This window comes from Tropicibacter sp. S64 (genome assembly GCF_049803835.1).
Classification (GTDB): domain Bacteria; phylum Pseudomonadota; class Alphaproteobacteria; order Rhodobacterales; family Rhodobacteraceae; genus Pacificoceanicola.
Window position 1 is genome coordinate 54,354 of the sequence record NZ_JBNAGK010000001.1, and the last position, 15,292, is coordinate 69,645.

The 15,292-nt window shown below is 62.7% G+C and carries 14 protein-coding genes; 3 read left to right on the plus strand and 11 right to left on the minus strand.

The window, feature by feature from the left end; translation table 11 throughout:
• Positions 1-242 precede the first annotated feature (242 nt).
• The 6 genes from ACP159_RS00300 to pncA form a co-directional block, all read right to left on the minus strand.
• Positions 243-872 (minus strand): extensin family protein, encoded by a 630-nt coding sequence (locus ACP159_RS00300; RefSeq protein WP_425097609.1) that lies wholly within the window; start codon positions 870-872, stop codon positions 243-245.
• A gap of 35 nt (positions 873-907) precedes the next feature.
• Positions 908-1,828 (minus strand): prephenate/arogenate dehydrogenase family protein, encoded by a 921-nt coding sequence (locus ACP159_RS00305; protein WP_425097610.1) that lies wholly within the window; start codon positions 1,826-1,828, stop codon positions 908-910.
• Entirely contained in the window at positions 1,825-2,910 is a 1,086-nt protein-coding gene (hisC, locus tag ACP159_RS00310; protein ID WP_425097611.1) for a histidinol-phosphate transaminase, read from the minus strand. Before hisC ends, ACP159_RS00305 begins: the two co-directional genes overlap by 4 nt.
• Positions 2,911-2,986: 76 nt before the next feature.
• Positions 2,987-4,276, minus strand: a complete 1,290-nt coding sequence (gene pncB / locus ACP159_RS00315; protein WP_425097612.1) for a nicotinate phosphoribosyltransferase — start codon at positions 4,274-4,276, stop codon at positions 2,987-2,989.
• A complete protein-coding gene (locus ACP159_RS00320; RefSeq protein WP_425097613.1) occupies positions 4,213-6,567 on the minus strand; it encodes a response regulator in 2,355 nt (784 codons plus the stop codon). The genes pncB and ACP159_RS00320 overlap by 64 nt, the downstream gene beginning before the upstream one ends.
• A gap of 72 nt (positions 6,568-6,639) precedes the next feature.
• The gene (pncA, locus tag ACP159_RS00325) at positions 6,640-7,233 is read right to left on the minus strand and encodes a bifunctional nicotinamidase/pyrazinamidase (RefSeq protein ID WP_425097614.1); all 594 of its coding nucleotides are present in this window, start codon (positions 7,231-7,233) and stop codon (positions 6,640-6,642) included.
• A 115-nt stretch (positions 7,234-7,348) separates the two neighbouring features.
• On the opposite strand from pncA, the gene ACP159_RS00330 reads away from it, so the two are divergent.
• Entirely contained in the window at positions 7,349-8,278 is a 930-nt protein-coding gene (locus ACP159_RS00330) for a rhodanese-related sulfurtransferase (protein ID WP_425097615.1), read from the plus strand.
• On the opposite strand, the gene ACP159_RS00335 is transcribed toward ACP159_RS00330, so the two are convergent.
• A complete protein-coding gene (locus ACP159_RS00335; protein WP_425097616.1) occupies positions 8,275-9,495 on the minus strand; it encodes an MFS transporter in 1,221 nt (406 codons plus the stop codon). The two genes, ACP159_RS00330 and ACP159_RS00335, sit on opposite strands and share 4 nt — an antisense overlap.
• A 65-nt stretch (positions 9,496-9,560) precedes the next feature.
• Between ACP159_RS00335 and ACP159_RS00340 the strand changes: the two genes are divergently transcribed.
• Complete coding sequence (locus ACP159_RS00340) at positions 9,561-10,514, plus strand: aldose epimerase family protein (protein WP_425097617.1); 954 nt, start codon at positions 9,561-9,563, stop codon at positions 10,512-10,514.
• An 87-nt stretch (positions 10,515-10,601) separates the two neighbouring features.
• The gene (locus tag ACP159_RS00345; protein WP_425097618.1) at positions 10,602-11,972 is read left to right on the plus strand and encodes an aspartate aminotransferase family protein; all 1,371 of its coding nucleotides are present in this window, start codon (positions 10,602-10,604) and stop codon (positions 11,970-11,972) included.
• 58 nt (positions 11,973-12,030) lie between these two features.
• Here ACP159_RS00345 and fliP read toward each other — a convergent pair whose 3' ends face one another.
• From fliP to fliF, 4 genes are read right to left on the minus strand one after another with little or no spacing between them, the layout of a single operon-like run.
• Positions 12,031-12,753 (minus strand): flagellar type III secretion system pore protein FliP, encoded by a 723-nt coding sequence (gene fliP, locus ACP159_RS00350; protein ID WP_425097619.1) that lies wholly within the window; start codon positions 12,751-12,753, stop codon positions 12,031-12,033.
• Between the two features lie 3 nt (positions 12,754-12,756).
• On the minus strand, positions 12,757-13,044 hold the full coding sequence (locus tag ACP159_RS00355) for a FliM/FliN family flagellar motor switch protein (RefSeq protein ID WP_425097620.1): 288 nt from the start codon (positions 13,042-13,044) through the stop codon (positions 12,757-12,759).
• Positions 13,037-13,642, minus strand: coding sequence for an ABC transporter ATP-binding protein (locus ACP159_RS00360; RefSeq protein WP_425097621.1), 606 nt, complete (start codon positions 13,640-13,642; stop codon positions 13,037-13,039). Before ACP159_RS00360 ends, ACP159_RS00355 begins: the two co-directional genes overlap by 8 nt.
• Positions 13,639-15,240, minus strand: coding sequence for a flagellar basal-body MS-ring/collar protein FliF (fliF, locus tag ACP159_RS00365; RefSeq protein WP_425097622.1), 1,602 nt, complete (start codon positions 15,238-15,240; stop codon positions 13,639-13,641). The genes ACP159_RS00360 and fliF overlap by 4 nt, the downstream gene beginning before the upstream one ends.
• Positions 15,241-15,292: the final 52 nt, after the last annotated feature.

Sequence of the window (15,292 nt, forward strand, 5' to 3'; positions counted from 1 at the left end):
CCGGTCGATAATGGTATCGGTACCATAAAATCAAATCTGTACGAAAATCGGCAGGTTTTGTACCAAACTCGGGTTAACGCCCCGTGGATGCGAGTTAATTTTCGTTAACCCGGTGTGGTGAAATGCCCGGACCAGGCCACATCTGGTATGCGCCCGGGACCGCCCGATGGCTTAACCCCGCCGCACGATGCCTTAACCTGACCGGCCCGAAAATCGTGGCTCCGCCGTGTTAACCTGTCGCCTCAGCGGCAGTAACTGCCCGAGCGATAGGATGCCGTATCGAAATGCAGATGGTCCTTGTGGAACCCGTCGGAGCCGGGCCCGAGCACCGTGCCAAACGGACCACAGGCAGATTTGTGCATCTCTTTCAAGGCCTTGCCATCCTTGCCGCGACCCCAGTGATGCAGCACGGAAATCTCCGTGCCATCCTTCAGCCGCACGGCGCTGATGTCGATGGCATTGCCTTTTCCGTGCTCGGAGATCTTCGCGCCGCGTTGGTGGTTCCGCGTCCGGCAGGCATAATGCGCCGCGACCTTGAGTTCGCTCAACCCCCCGCCCCGCTTGCCGATCGCAGGCTTCGCGCCGGTCTCGAGCCAGGACCTAAGTGTCTGAGCTGTCTTGCAATTCAGCGTCGCAGGCTGGCTCAGCGTGACCGAGCCGATGGCCCTCAGGCTCACCGCATCCTCGACCCCGCAGACACCGTTGCCGTCCACCGTGCCGATTCGTTCGCCCACGAGCAGCGGATCGCCACACAATCCACCGCCCTCGAAGCTGGTTTCATCGCCGCCGGCAAAGGCCTGCTTGAGCAGACCGCGGACCCCTAACCCGTTGCCATCCCGCGCCTTTTCACGCCCGCCACCACAGGCAGCCAAAGCCAGACATGCACAGAAAACGAGTCCGAATCCCTTCACCGCTCTACCTTTGCGCGACCAAAATCTGGAGCATCAGTATCCTGACCCGCATCCAGAATACCACGCCGAATGGCCCGGGTGTGGGTGAAATAGGCATGAAGCTGCTCACCATCCCCCGTCCGAATCGCCCGCTGAAGGGCCATCAACTCCTCGGTAAATCGCCCGAGAATCTCGATGGTGGCCTCCTTGTTGGTCAGGAAAACGTCGCGCCACATGGTCGGATCGCTCGCCGCGATACGCGTGAAGTCCCGGAAACCGGCGGCAGAAAACTTGATAACCTCCTGATCTGAAACGCGTCTCAGATCATCCGCCACGCCGACCATCGTATAGGCAATCAGGTGTGGCACGTGACTCACCACGGCGCAGACCAGATCATGGTGCCCGACCTCCATCCGCTCGGTGTTCGCCCCGAGCGCCCGCCAGAACGCCTCCAGACGCTCCACCGCCGCCTCGTCCGAATTCTCGGTCGGCACGATCAGGCACCAGCGGTTGTCGAAGAGCGTCGAAAATCCCGATTCGGGTCCGGAATGCTCCGTCCCCGCCATCGGATGCGCCGGAACGAAGTGCACGCCATCGGGAACATGCGGCGAAACCACCTCGATCACCGTTGCCTTGACGGAGCCGACATCCGTGACGGTCGCGCCCTTTTTCAGATAGGGTTCAATGGCTTGCGCGACCGAACCCATCGCGCCAACCGGCACGGCGAGCACCACAAGATCCGCGTCCCGAACCGCCTCCTCGGCAGAGTCGCAAACCTCGTCACACAGACCGATGCGCCGCGCGGTCTCGCGAGTCTCGCTGCTGCGCGCGTAACCGCTGACCTTGCCGGCCACATTGCCTCGCCGCATCGCCCAGAACATCGACGACGCGATCAGGCCCAGCCCGATCAGCGCGACCTTTTCATACCGCTGCGTCATCGCTCACCTGCCTTGAACAGCCCGATGCAATGCGCGACGCGGCGGCAGGACGGCTCGTCACCGACCGTGATCCGCAGCGCGTTGGGCAGGCCATACCCGGCAACCCGCCGGACGATGATCCCCTGTTTCTGCAGAAATTGGTCGCAAGCCTCGGCTTCCTCGCGCGAGCCGAACCGGGCCAGCACGAAATTCGCCATCGACGTATCGCAGGGCACCCCGTGCTCGCCAAGCGCCTCGGCCAGCCACACACGGAGTCGCGCGTTCTCGCTCCGGCAATGTTCGACGTAGCGCGTATCGCGCACGGCGGCTTCGGCAGCCGCCAGAGCGACGGTCGACAGGTTGAACGGTTGCCGGATGCGGTCCAGGACCGCGATAATCTCCACCGGAGCATATCCCCAGCCGACACGCATCCCGCCAAGCCCGTAAAGCTTTGAAAACGTGCGCGTCATCACGACATTGTCCCGCATCTCGACCAGCTTGGCCCCGCCGTCGTAGCCTTCGACGAACTCGGCATAAGCCCCGTCAAGAACAAGGATCGCGCCGGCAGGAATGCCTTCGGCCAGTCGTTCGATCTCGGACAGGCCGATCATCGTGCTTGTCGGATTGGCTGGATTGGCGATAAAGATCAGCCGCGTGCGGTCCGTGCAGGCAGCCAGGATCGAGTCGACGTCGACCACGCGCTCCTGTTCGGGCACCTGCACCGGCGTTGCGCCAACCGCGTGGGCAAGAATGGGGTACATCGAAAACCCGTGCTCGGTGTAGATCACCTCGTCTCCCGGCCCCGCATAGGCCTGCGCGAGCATCTGCAGGATCTCGTCGGACCCGACCCCGCAAATGATCCGCTCGACCTTGACGCCGTGTACCTCGGCAATCGCGCTTCGCAGCTCGATGTGATCGGTCGAGGGGTAGCGATGGACCTCATGTGCGGCGCGGACGATGGCGTCCTTCACCGCGTCGCTCGGGCCGAACGGGTTCTCGTTCGAACTGAGCTTGATGATGTTGGTCATGCCGTCGATGCGGGATTTGCCCCCGACGTACGGCGAAATTTCCATGATACCCGGCTGCGGTTCGATCTGCGACATGGGGGCCTCCTTGCGGGGAACTGCTTACCCGCGCGCCGCTCCCGTGAAAAGCATGAAACGCAGTCGCGTCAGGGGCCTAGACGATAACCTCTTGGGCACGCTGCGGACCAACGCCGAAGACCCGCTTGTATCGCTCGATCTCATCCTTCGGGCCCATGGCCTTGTTGGGGTTGTCCGAAAGCTTGACGGTGGGGTTGCCATCGGCGCTGACCGCCTTGCAGACCAGCGAGAACGGGGCAAGCCCATCGTCGGGCGCCAATCCGCGGAAATCGTTCGTAAGCAGGGTCCCCCAACCGAAGGAGACACGAACCCGGCCGTGAAACTGTTGATAGAGCTCGAGAATTTTCTTCTCGTCGAGACCATCGGAGAAAATCACCAGCTTTTGTGTCGGGTCCTCGCCGCGCGCCTTCCACCAGCGGATCGCGGTTTCGGCCCCGGTGGCCGGGTCACCGCTGTCTATCCGGATACCGGTCCAGCCGGCCAGCCAGTCCGGAGCCTTCTGTAGGAAGCCTTCGGTCCCGTAGGTGTCGGGCAGGATGATCCGGAGGTTGCCCTCATGTTCCTCGTGCCAGTCAGCCAGAACCTCGTAGGGTGCCCGGGCCAGCGCCGCGTCATCCTCGGCCAGCGCCGCGTAGACCATCGGCAACTCGTGCGCGTTGGTTCCGATAGCCTCCAGATCACGGTTCTTGGCGATCAGGCAGTTCGATGTTCCGACGAAACTGCTGCCGAGCCCTTCGATCATTGCCTGCACACACCAGTCCTGCCACAGGAATGAATGCCTGCGGCGGGTTCCGAAATCGGCGATACGCACCCCCGGCTCGCTACGCAGATGCTCGACCTTTTCCCAGAGCTTCGTCATGGCGCGGGCATACAGCACCTGGATCTCGAACCGGCCCATGGTCTTGAGCACCGCGCGGCCGCGCAACTCCATGAGCACCGCAAGGGCCGGAATCTCCCAGAGCATCACTTCCGGCCACTTGCCTTCGAATGTCAGCTCGTACTGGTCGCCGACCCGCTCCAGATGGTAGGGCGGAAGCGCGAGGTTCTCGAACCATTCCATGAATTCCGGCGTGAACATCTGCCGCTTGCCGTAGAAGGTATTCCCGCGCAGCCAAGTGCTCTCGCCCCGCGTCAAACGAAGGCTGCGGATATGGTCAAGCTGTTCACGCAACTCGCCTTCGTCGATCAACTCGGCCAGTGGCACCTGCGTCGAGCGGTTAATCAGGCTGAAGGTGACCTGCGTGTCTCGACGGTTTCGGAAAACCGACTGGCACATCAACAGCTTGTAGAAATCGGTATCGATCAGCGACCGGACGATCGGATCGATTTTCCATTTGTGGTTCCAGACGCGGGTGGCGATGTCCAAGTGTCAGCCTCATTGTTCGCACGAAGCCGTGATACGCCAGTTTCCCCCTTGGTTGAAAGCGGTTTCTCCCCACGTTCCGCCAGGACGAGAGCCGTGATCAAATCCTTTCTCCGCAAAGGCTTGGTGATGAAGTCGTCCATTCCCGCCTTGGCGCAGGTCTCGCGATCGCTCTCGAAGGCATTGGCGGTCAGGGCCGCAATATGTGGTTGCGGAATTTCGAGGGTCCGGATGATACGGGTCGCCGACACCCCGTCGAGCTCGGGCATCGACATATCCATGAAAATGACGTCCGGACGAAACTCCAGAGTCATTTCCACCGCCTCGCGACCGTTTATCGCCTCAAACAGCTCCACGGGCTGATCCTTCAGACACCGTTTCACGAGCAGCCGGTTGGTGGCGTTGTCCTCGGCCAACAGCACCCGCATCCGCCGGGTCAGCTGCCGTTCGAAGTCCGCCTGTTGCGCCGTCGGGACGATGTCCTCCGGGCCGGGACGCCCGAGCGCGATGCAGACTTCGAAGGCCGATCCCCCGCCCTCGGGCGCGGGCAGCAGGCGGATATGACCGCCCATGCGCTGCGCCAACGACTGCGAAATCGGCAGCCCCAGGCCGGTTCCGCCAAAGCGCCGTGTGGTGGCGGCATCGGCCTGCTGGAACTTCCCGAAGATGTGTTCCGCGCGGTCCGGTGGAACTCCGACCCCGGTGTCCCTGACCTCCACCCGCATGGTCCAGCCGTCGCCGGCCGCCTCGGCAGAGGAGAGCACCGTAACACAGCCAAAATCGGTGAATTTCACCGCGTTTCCAATGAGATTCACGAGAATCTGGCGCATCCGGCTGGAGTCGAACAGCGCGATGTCCGGCAAGGTTCCATCGGTGCGCACGTCCAGCGTCAGCCCCTTGTCCTCTGCCATTGCACGCAACAGCCGCACGGCATCCTCGATCACCTGCGCCGGCGGATGCGGGCGGCGTTCGATCTCGACTTTGTCGGCCTCGAGCCGGGAGTAATCCAGCACGTCGTTGATGATTGTCAGCAGCGAAATGGACGCACTCTGGATGATTCCGACGTATTCATTCTGTTCCGATCCAAGGTCCTCGGCCGCCAGGAGATCCGCCATGCCGACGATCGCGTTGAGCGGCGTGCGCATTTCGTGGCTCATCGTGGCGAGGAAGGCGGATTTCGCGCGCGCACCCTCCTCTGCCTGCATGCGAGCCTGAGCCATTTCCTCCTCATGCCGCACAAGATCGGTCACGTCCCGCTCGATCGAAACCAGCGTTTCGATGGTGCCGCCAGGTCCGAACACCGGAACGCGGTTCACCTCGACCCAGATCTTCTGCCCGTCCTTGGTATAATTGAGCAACCTTGCCTTGAGGACGGGCTGACGAACCAGTGTCTCGATCTCGTCCCTTTGACCCTCGGGAACGCTGTCTGGCCCCTCCAGCACCTCCCAAGGCTTTCGCCCGACCACCTCCTCGCGGCTGAACCCGGTCAGCCGGACAAAGGAGTCATTGACCCAGGAGATGTCGAGGTTGGGCTTGAACAGGATCACGCTGTCGTTCGCATGGCGCGCCACGAACGACAGGTTGCGCATCTCCCTTTCCCGGATTTCAAGCTCCCGGTTCACGGTGCTGAGTTGCTCCGCTCCGTCGATCAGCGCCCGCTCGTTCTCCATCCTGCGTTGAAACGACCGAACCCAGACGCTGACGAAATTCTGCGTAAGATAGGAGAGGAGCGCGACTTCGATCACGTGGGTTACAAGGCGGTGCCCCGTTTCGCCGTCACTGCGCGCCTCGAACAGGACGAAAGCGCAGGCGCAGGCTCCGTAAATCCCCAGCTTGACCTTGCTTGCCGGCGGATGGTGCGTCAGGGCATATCCCGCGTTGACCGCGGCAGCCATGAGGAAACAGAGGGCAACGAGTTCCGCTTCGTGGTTCGGCGCGGTTTCGACGAGCAGGATGACACAGCACGTAATGGTAAGCGCCTGAACCGCTGCCCCGAACGTCGTATAGCCAATGATCGAAGACAGCCCCACACCGCGGCGGCGTGCCGTCTGTGCCACGCGAAGGAGGATCATCTCGAAACCCTCGCCGCAAACCGCCAGAAGTGTCGCCGCAAGCGCAGCGTCCATCGAGACGAAGAAGGCGATGTAGGACGAGCCGATCAGGGTGGCGACCTGGCGCTGCCAGAACGTGCGGATTCGCGCCCGCGCATAGCGGTCGAACAGCGCGGAGCGGCTGTAGCGGGACGCAAAGGTTTCCGCGCTCATCAAAGGCTCGGTCCGGGTTTCGGCGGGCATGGGCGGCTCAAACAGGGTTTACCCATGTCTAGCCCGCCAAAGTTTAGAAATGGCGAATGTGATCCGCTTTTCTCACGCCAGGATGACACCGGCCTTCATCATGCCGTCCCGCGCTGCCGCAAGGCTGCCGTCGAGGTCTATGGCGCGGCAGAGGTCCTGCCTGACAGTCACGGAAAACCCGAGCCTCGCTGCATCAACTGCCGAGAAATTCACGCAAAAATCGGTTGCGAGCCCGACCATGACAAGCTCCGTGATCGCGCGCGTGCGCAAGTACCCCTCGAGTCCCGTGGGCGTCTGGTGATCGTTTTCGAAGAACGCGGAGTAGCTGTCGATTTGCGGCCTGAATCCCTTGCGCAGGATCAGGTCTGCCCGGTCGACCTCCAGCGCCATATGGAAATTCGCACCTGGCGATCCCTGCACGCAATGATCCGGCCAGAGCACTTGTGCTCCGTAGGGCATCTGCGTGACGCTGAAAGGGGTGGCGCCCTCGTGCTGCGAGGCAAAGGAGGAATGCCCGGCGGGGTGCCAGTCCTGTGTCAGGATCACCGCGTCGAACTCCGACATCAGCGCGTTGATCGGTTGCACGATCTCGTCGCCGCCCGACACGGCAAGTGCGCCACCGGGGCAGAAATCGTTCTGGACGTCGATGACAATCAATCCGCGCATGATGGCTCTCCCGATACGGCCCGCCAGGATGGTAGGGCCGAGCCGCGGGGCCTTCAACCGGAATGCGGCAATGCGGCGCTTGGCTGTCCCGGCGCATCGGAGTATGAGGCGGCGCATGTATACGGTCTGCGCCCTCTATCACTTCACCCGCTTTACCGATCACGCAGCACAGCGCGGTCCATTGCTGGACCTGTGCCGTCGCGAGCAGATCACCGGCACGCTCCTGCTGGCGGCCGAGGGACTCAACGGGACGGTTGCCGGACCGAAGTCCGGGATCGAGGCTTTGCTGTCCCATATCAAGACGCTACCCGGTTTCGCCGATCTCGAGTGGAAGCTCTCCACCGCCACCGAGCGACCCTTCGCCCGCATGAAAGTGCGGTTGAAGAAGGAAATCGTGACCATGGGCCAACCGGATGTCGATCCGCTGGCGAAGGTCGGGCACTACGTCGAGCCCGAGGACTGGAACGCGCTCATCCGCTCCCCGGATGTGGCCCTGATCGACACGCGCAACGATTACGAGGTCGCCATCGGCACCTTCGAAGGCGCCATCGACCCGCAGACCGAAACGTTCCGCGACTTTCCCGCCTGGTGGGAGGCCAACAAGGACCGTTTCCACAACAAGCGTGTCGCGATGTTCTGCACCGGCGGCATCCGCTGCGAAAAATCGACGAATTATCTTTTGAGCCAAGGGGTTGAAGAGGTCTATCACCTCAAGGGCGGCATCCTGAAGTACCTGGAGGAGGTGCCACAGGAAGACAGCGCCTGGCAAGGCGAGTGCTTTGTCTTCGACGGTCGGGTTTCCGTGGGGCACGGCCTGGCAGAAGGTCCGCACAGGCTTTGCCACGCGTGCCGCCGCCCGATCCTGCCGCAGGACATGCAGCGCCCGGAGTACGAGCACGGCGTCTCCTGCCACCTGTGCAGGGACGAAACCAGCGACGAGGACAAGGCCCGCTTCCGCGAGCGGCAGAAACAGATCGCCCTGGCGAAGGCCCGTGGCGAGCGGCACCTGCACGCCGATGTCGGTGATTATCCGGCCGAGCTTTAGGCCGGAACCATCTCGCGCCGCGCCCGGTTGCCGCGGGTCAGGATCACCACCATGATCGCGATGTTGAGCCCGTTCCAGACAATGCCGTTGACGAAGGCCCACTGGTAGCTGCCGGTCCAGTCATAGATCGCGCCGGAGAGCCAGCCGCCCAGAGCCATGCCCAGGATCGTCATCATCATGACGAAGCCCACCCGCGCTCCGGCCTCCCGAGCAGGCAGGTACTCGCGCACGATCACCGCATAGCTCGGCACGATGCCGCCCTGGCTGAGCCCGAAGATCAGGCTGACGGTGTACAGGCTGACGAGGCCTCCCGCGGGCAGGTAGAAAAAGAGGGCGATGGCTTGCAGCGTCGAGCCGATCAGCAGCGTGCGGACCCCGCCGAGACGATCCGCAAGCAAACCGGAAATCAGCCGCGACACGACACCGCCAATCAGCATGAGTGAAAGCATTTCCGCCCCCACCGCTGCGCCGAACCCCATGTCGACACAGAGCGCGACGATATGGACCTGCGGCATGGACATGGCCACGCAACAGCCGATGCCGGCAAGGCCGAGCATCCATTGCAACTGGCTTGGGGTGAACCCGGTGGCCGTGGCGCGGCTGCGGCTGACGGCATCGGTCTGGAGCAGAACGTCCTGCGGCACACGGCGGCGCAGCAATTGCGCAAGTGGCAGCATGGCGAGAACCGTGATGATCGCGAGGACGGAGTAGACCCAGCGCCACCCCTCATCCGCGCCGAAGTGGCTGAGCAAGGGCGGCCAGATTGCGCCGGAGACATAGTTTCCCGATGCCGCGATGGCCACGGCAATACCACGCCGCCTCTGGAACCACTGGGAAATATCCGCGATCAACGGCCCAAAACAGGCAGCCGTGCCAAATCCGATCCCGAGTTGCACCAGAGCCAGCACCCAGATCGACGGCGACAACGCCGCAAGAGCATAGCTGGCTGCGATCAGCACGCCCGCCCCGGTCAGGGCCGTGGTCACACCAAAGCGGTCCACGATCTGGCCGATGCCGAAGTTGCCGATCGCAAAACCGATCATCGTGGTGACATAGGGGAGAGAGGCCAGTGCGCGGCTGGCGGCGAATTCCGACTGCACTTCGGGCATCACCACGGTCACCACCCACATGCCGACATTGCCCACAACCGCGATGAGCAAAGTGATCGCGAGGCGGAGCCAGGAGTAGGACGAGTCGAGGACGGATTCGGAATTCATGGCTGGACACTATGCCGCCGCGTGGCGCACTGATAGGTCCAAAAGCGGCAGCGCGGGAGGACCAGATGACGGACGAGATCAGAAGCCATGTCTTGCGGGACGGCGAGACGGAGGTGACGGTCCTGTCGATGGGCTGTGTCCTGCAGGACTGGACGGTGGGCGGCCAGCGGGTGATCCTCGGTTACAGCGACGTCGAGGATTACCGGGAAAACCCGAAGTCCATGGCCATCGTCGTCGGCCGCGTCGCCAACCGAACCGCCAATTGCACCTTCGAGATGGACGGGGAAACCTATACCCTTGCCAGCCGCGGCGGCCCGCATCACCTGCACGGCGGCCCGGGCGGCATCGGCTGGCGCAACTGGAACATGAAGCCGCTTTCCGACAAGGCCGTACGGCTGACCCTGCATTCACCGGATGGCGACCAGGGCTATCCCGGCGCGGTCGACTTCGAAGTCCTGATCTCGCTCGATGGCCCTGCATTGACATGGGAAATGAACGCCCGACCGGACCGCAAGACGCCGATCAACATGGCGCAGCATGTCTATTTCAACCTTGCCGGTGCCGGCACGATCCGCGACCATCGGTTCCGCATAAATGCCTCGCACGTCACGCCGACGGACGAGAACCTGATCCCGACCGGGGAGCTTATGCCCGTGGACGGCACCCGGTTCGACCTGCGCCAGGAGCGCCTGCTGAGCGAAGCCGACCCGGACGCGCAGGGCTACGACTGGAACCACTGCCTCGACGGCGGTGATGAGGCGCAAGTCGAGGTGACCGCGCCGGACGGCATGCGCCTGCAACTCTGGACCAACCGCAAGGGTCTGCAATTCTACACGGGAAGCTTCCTGTCGAGCCACGGCACGCCGCATCCAGGCATCCCGCACGGCCCGTTTGCCGGGTTCTGCATAGAGGCACAGGACTACCCCAACACCCTCAATACACCGGAATTCGGCTCGATCTTCGTGACGCCGGACGCGCCCTATTTCCAGCGCACGACAATCCGCATCGCTCGCGATTGAGCGGTGGTCACCAGGCCGGGGTTTCAACTCCCGGCCCATCCTCCTATGGTGGCGCGCAAACCGACATGACCCGATAGGAGGCCGCCAATGCTCAGGAACGACCAGCTGGACCAATGGGATCGCGAGACGTTCTTCCACCCGTCGACCCACCTTGCCGAGTTCGCCCGGGGCAATGCACCGCAGCGCGTCATCGCCACCGGAAAAGACTGCCACATCACCGACCGGGACGGCGTGAAACTGCTCGATGCCTTTGCCGGTCTGTACTGCGTCAACGTCGGCTATGGCCGCCCCGAGATTGCCGAAGCCATCGCCGAGCAGGCGAAGGAACTGGCGTATTACCACGCCTACGTCGGTCACGGCACCGAAGCGTCCATCACGCTGGCGAAAATGGTGCTCGACCGTGCGCCGGATCACATGTCGAAGGTCTATTTCGGTCTGTCCGGGTCTGACGCGAACGAAACCAATGTCAAATTGATCTGGTATTACAACAACATCCTTGGCCGACCCGAGAAGAAGAAGATCATCTCCCGCTGGCGCGGCTATCACGGCTCCGGCCTGATGACCGGGTCTCTGACCGGGCTCGAGCTGTTTCACAAGAAGTTCGACCTGCCGCTGGCGCAGGTGGTCCATACCGAGGCCCCGTACTATTTCCGCCGCCCCGAACTTTCCATGTCCGAGGCGGACTTCGTCCAGCATTGTGTCGACGCGCTCGAAGCGCTGATCGAACGGGAAGGCGCCGACACCATCGCAGCCTTCATCGGCGAGCCGGTACTGGGCACCGGCGGCATCGTCCCCCCACCCGCGGGATATTGGCCGGCGATCCAGGCGGTTCTCGAAAAGCACGACATCCTGCTGGTGGCTGACGAGGTCGTGACCGGCTTCGGGCGTCTCGGCTCCATGTTCGGCTCGGAACATTACGGGTTGAAGGCGGACCTGATCACCATCGCCAAGGGCCTCACGTCCGCCTATGCGCCGCTGTCCGGGTCCATCGTCTCGGAGAAGATGTGGAAGGTGCTTGAGCAGGGTACGGACGAGAACGGCCCGATCGGCCACGGCTGGACCTATTCCGCCCATCCCATCGGCGCGGCAGCCGGCGTGGCGAACCTCGAACTGATCGACAAGCTGAACCTGGTGCAAAACGCGGGCGAGACCGGCGCATACTTCAATGCCGCGATGCAGGAGGCGCTCGGCGGACACATCCACGTGGGAGACGTCCGGGGCGAAGGCATGCTCTGTGCGGTGGAATTCGTGCGGGACCGGGACGGACGCGCATTCTTTGACGCCTCAGAAAAGGTCGGTCCGCGGATCGCGGCGGCGCTCCTGTCCCGCGGGATCATTGCCCGCGCGATGCCGCAGGGCGACATTCTGGGGTTCGCCCCGCCGTTCTGCCTGACCCGAGAGGAGGCCGGCGAAATCGTGGACAAGACGGCGCAATCCGTTGCCGAAGTGCTCGGCTAGGGGGTGCGGGGCATAGCCCCGCCCTACGTCACGTCGGCGTTCGCGGTGGGACTTGCAATCAAAAGTACCCGCGCACGAGGCTTCCCGCGAGCAGGGCCCATCCATCCGCGATCACGAAGAACGCCAGCTTGAATGGCAAGGACACGATTGCGGGCGGCACCATCATCATGCCCATCGACATCAGCACTGCCGCAACCACGAGGTCGATGATCAGGAACGGCAGGAAAATCAGAAACCCGACCTGGAACGCCCGGGCAACTTCCGAAAGCATGAAGCTCGGGATCAGCACCGACAGGGGCGCATCCGGCGACAGGGTGCTGCCCTGCGCATCCGGCCGCAGGTCCGCCATGGCCCGGTAGGTGTCCGGATCCGCGCGCCCGGCCATGAAGGTCCGGAACGGCTCCAGAGTCAGCGGGATCGCCTCGTCGACCTCGATCTGCTCGTTCAAGAGCGGCTCGACCCCGGCGTCCCAAGCCTGCGTGAAGACAGGCTCCATCACGAAGTAAGTCAGGAACAAGGCAAGACTGACGATCAGCATGTTCGGCGGCGACTGCTGGAGGCCCACCGCCTGCCTCAGGATGCCGAGAACCGTGACCATGAAAGGAAAACAGGTCACCATGATCGCGATGCCCGGCGCGAGGCTGAGCAGCGTGATCAGGGCAATCAGCTGAACGCTGGTGGCGGTGACGGACCCGCCGTCGCCGAGGTCGATCGCCACCGATTGAGCCTGCGCCGCGACGGGCAGCAGAAGCAGAGCGACCGCAATGAAAAGTCTACGCATGGATCAGGACGGCGCCTGAAGATCGACAACCTCGGTCAGGCGCACGGCAAGTTGACTGTGTCCGTCTCCCTCGACAACTTCGAGAACGCCGATACCGATCAGACGTTCGCCGACGTACAGCTCGACCGGGTCTTCCAGCCGCTTGTCGAGCGGCAAAACCGAGCCTTCGCCGAGTTGCAGCAGCTCCCGCACCAGCGGACGCGCCCGACCGACAGAAACCGTGATCTCGATCGGAACAGAGGTGAAAGGCGTGCTCTGCTCGGGTTTGGGGGACACTTGGGCATTATCCATTGGCGAGTTTTCTCCGGTTGTCATGGGCAAACCCTTCTACCGCCTCGGATACCGAGGCGAGCAGGTCACCCAGATCGATCTGTTTTTCCACCTGTCCGAACCGGATGTCAGCCTGCTCGTCAGCCAGCGTGTCATCCTCGACGACGCTGACAGGAAAGCCGAAATCCTGAGACAAGAGATCCGTGATTCCATCGAGATTGGCAGCGGATACGGCAATCTCGACCTCGACCGACCCGATGTCCTTGGCCATCTCGTGCAACTTGTCGACGAGATGCATGCCGATGGTAGCTCGGGCAATACCCGGCAACAGCGCATTGACCATCTCTTTCAGTAGCGGCGAAATGGCGTCCAGCATGTGATTGCTGGCCTCGTGATACGTGAACGACAGGTCCTGCAAGTGTTGGGCAAGCGCACTTGAAATGCGTGTCCGGTCGTCGGATTGCGCTTTGAGCGCATCGTCCCATCCGGCCTTGAAACCATTCTCGAACGCCTCGAGGCGCACGCCTTCAAGATCGACTTCCGCAAGCGCGACTTCCGTTTTGCCGACGGTCTTCTGGGCCTCGCCGAAGTCCTCGAACATCTGCCTCAGCGGATTCATCCGACTTCTTCCTTGTCTTCCTCAAGCCAACTGCGGAGAATTTCCACGGTCTCTGTCTTGCGCTCCTCGATCAGGTTGCGCAGCCGTTCAACCGGATCCTCTTCGGCGGGAGATTCGAAATCGACCATGCCCATGCCGCCAAAGTTACCGCCACCGCTCATGACGGGCAGATCGCCAAAACCGTCGTCCATGTCGATTTCACCGTTCAAAGCGTCTCCCTCCGGAGCGGGAAGGGCATTGACCATGCCGGTTCCGGCATCCGCACGGGACAGGACCGGACGCACCACGAACAACCCGAGGATAAGGGCAACCGCCGCGAGAACTCCGATCTGGATCAAACGCATGGTATCGATCGTCCCGGCAAACAGGCCAGGCTCGATCGGCCCGGTACCAAGACCTTCCGGCCGCTCGAACGGCAAGGACCGAATGGTGATTTCGTCACCGCGATCTGCGTTGAACCCAACGGCCGAAGCCACCAACGCCTGCAATGCCTGCAATTCGTCATCGGCGATCGGGACGAACTGCTGAACACCGTTCGCGTCCGGGGCGTATGTGCCATTGACCAGAACCGCGACAGTCAGACGCTTGATGGCACCCGGCACGCGGGTCACCTCGCGCGTTGTCTCCGACACCTCGTAGTTGACGCGCTCGCGAGTTTCCGCCGTCTTGGCTGTCGAGTTCTGGCCGCCACCGGCCTGTCCGTCGGGCAGGTTGGAGGCCACGCTGACATCGCCGCTGCCCGAATTCTGCGAGCTGTCGTTGCGCTCTTCCGTATCCGTCGAAACAACCACGCGGCCTTCGGGGTCGAATAGTCGCTCACGGATCGATTCGGCCTCGGTTTCGGTATCGACGCTGACTTCGACGACTGCGTTCCCGGTGCCAACCCGCGCCTCCATCAGGCGCTGGACACGCTCGCGCAACTGGCTTGCCTTGTCGTCGGCGGATTGCCCGGTCGGAGTATCGGCCTCGGCGCCGATCAAACCGCCCTTGCCATCAATGACGGCGACACCTTCGGGTTCGAGCCCTGGAACCGCAGATGCCACGAGAAACTTCAGTGCACGCGCCTGCTGAGGAGACAGGATTCCGGCGGTCATCGTCACGGAAATCGAGGCTGAAGGACTGACATCGCGCTGGAACGGGTTCGCACTGCTGTTGGCAATGTGGACGCGGGCCGTTGCGATCTGCGGATTGGAGACGATGGTTCTGGCCAGTTCCCCTTCTTTCGCACGCCAATAGGCCGCATCGAACATTTGCGATGTCGTCCCGAACCCGGACAGGTGATCGAGCAGTTCGTAACCTTGCGAGCTGTTCGCCGGCAGGCCCTCACTGGCCAGCGTGAGCCGCAGGGCATCGCGCTCGGTACTCGGCACGAAAATCGCCCCGCCCCGCACATCATATTGGACGCCACGTGCTTCCAGCGCCTGGACAACCTCCCCCGCGGCCCCGTTTTCCAAGCCGGCGTACAGCAGATCCATGTTTGGCGCCGATGCCATTCGCGCGATGCCAAGCACCGCGAGAATCATCGCAAGCGACGCACCGATCGCAACGATCCTTTGTCGACCGCTCAACGCATTCCAGACTGACAGTTTCTGCTGCAAGGGGAACCTCCGCTCCAAACATTCTGTTCGGTTGGCCCCAAACTGACCCAAT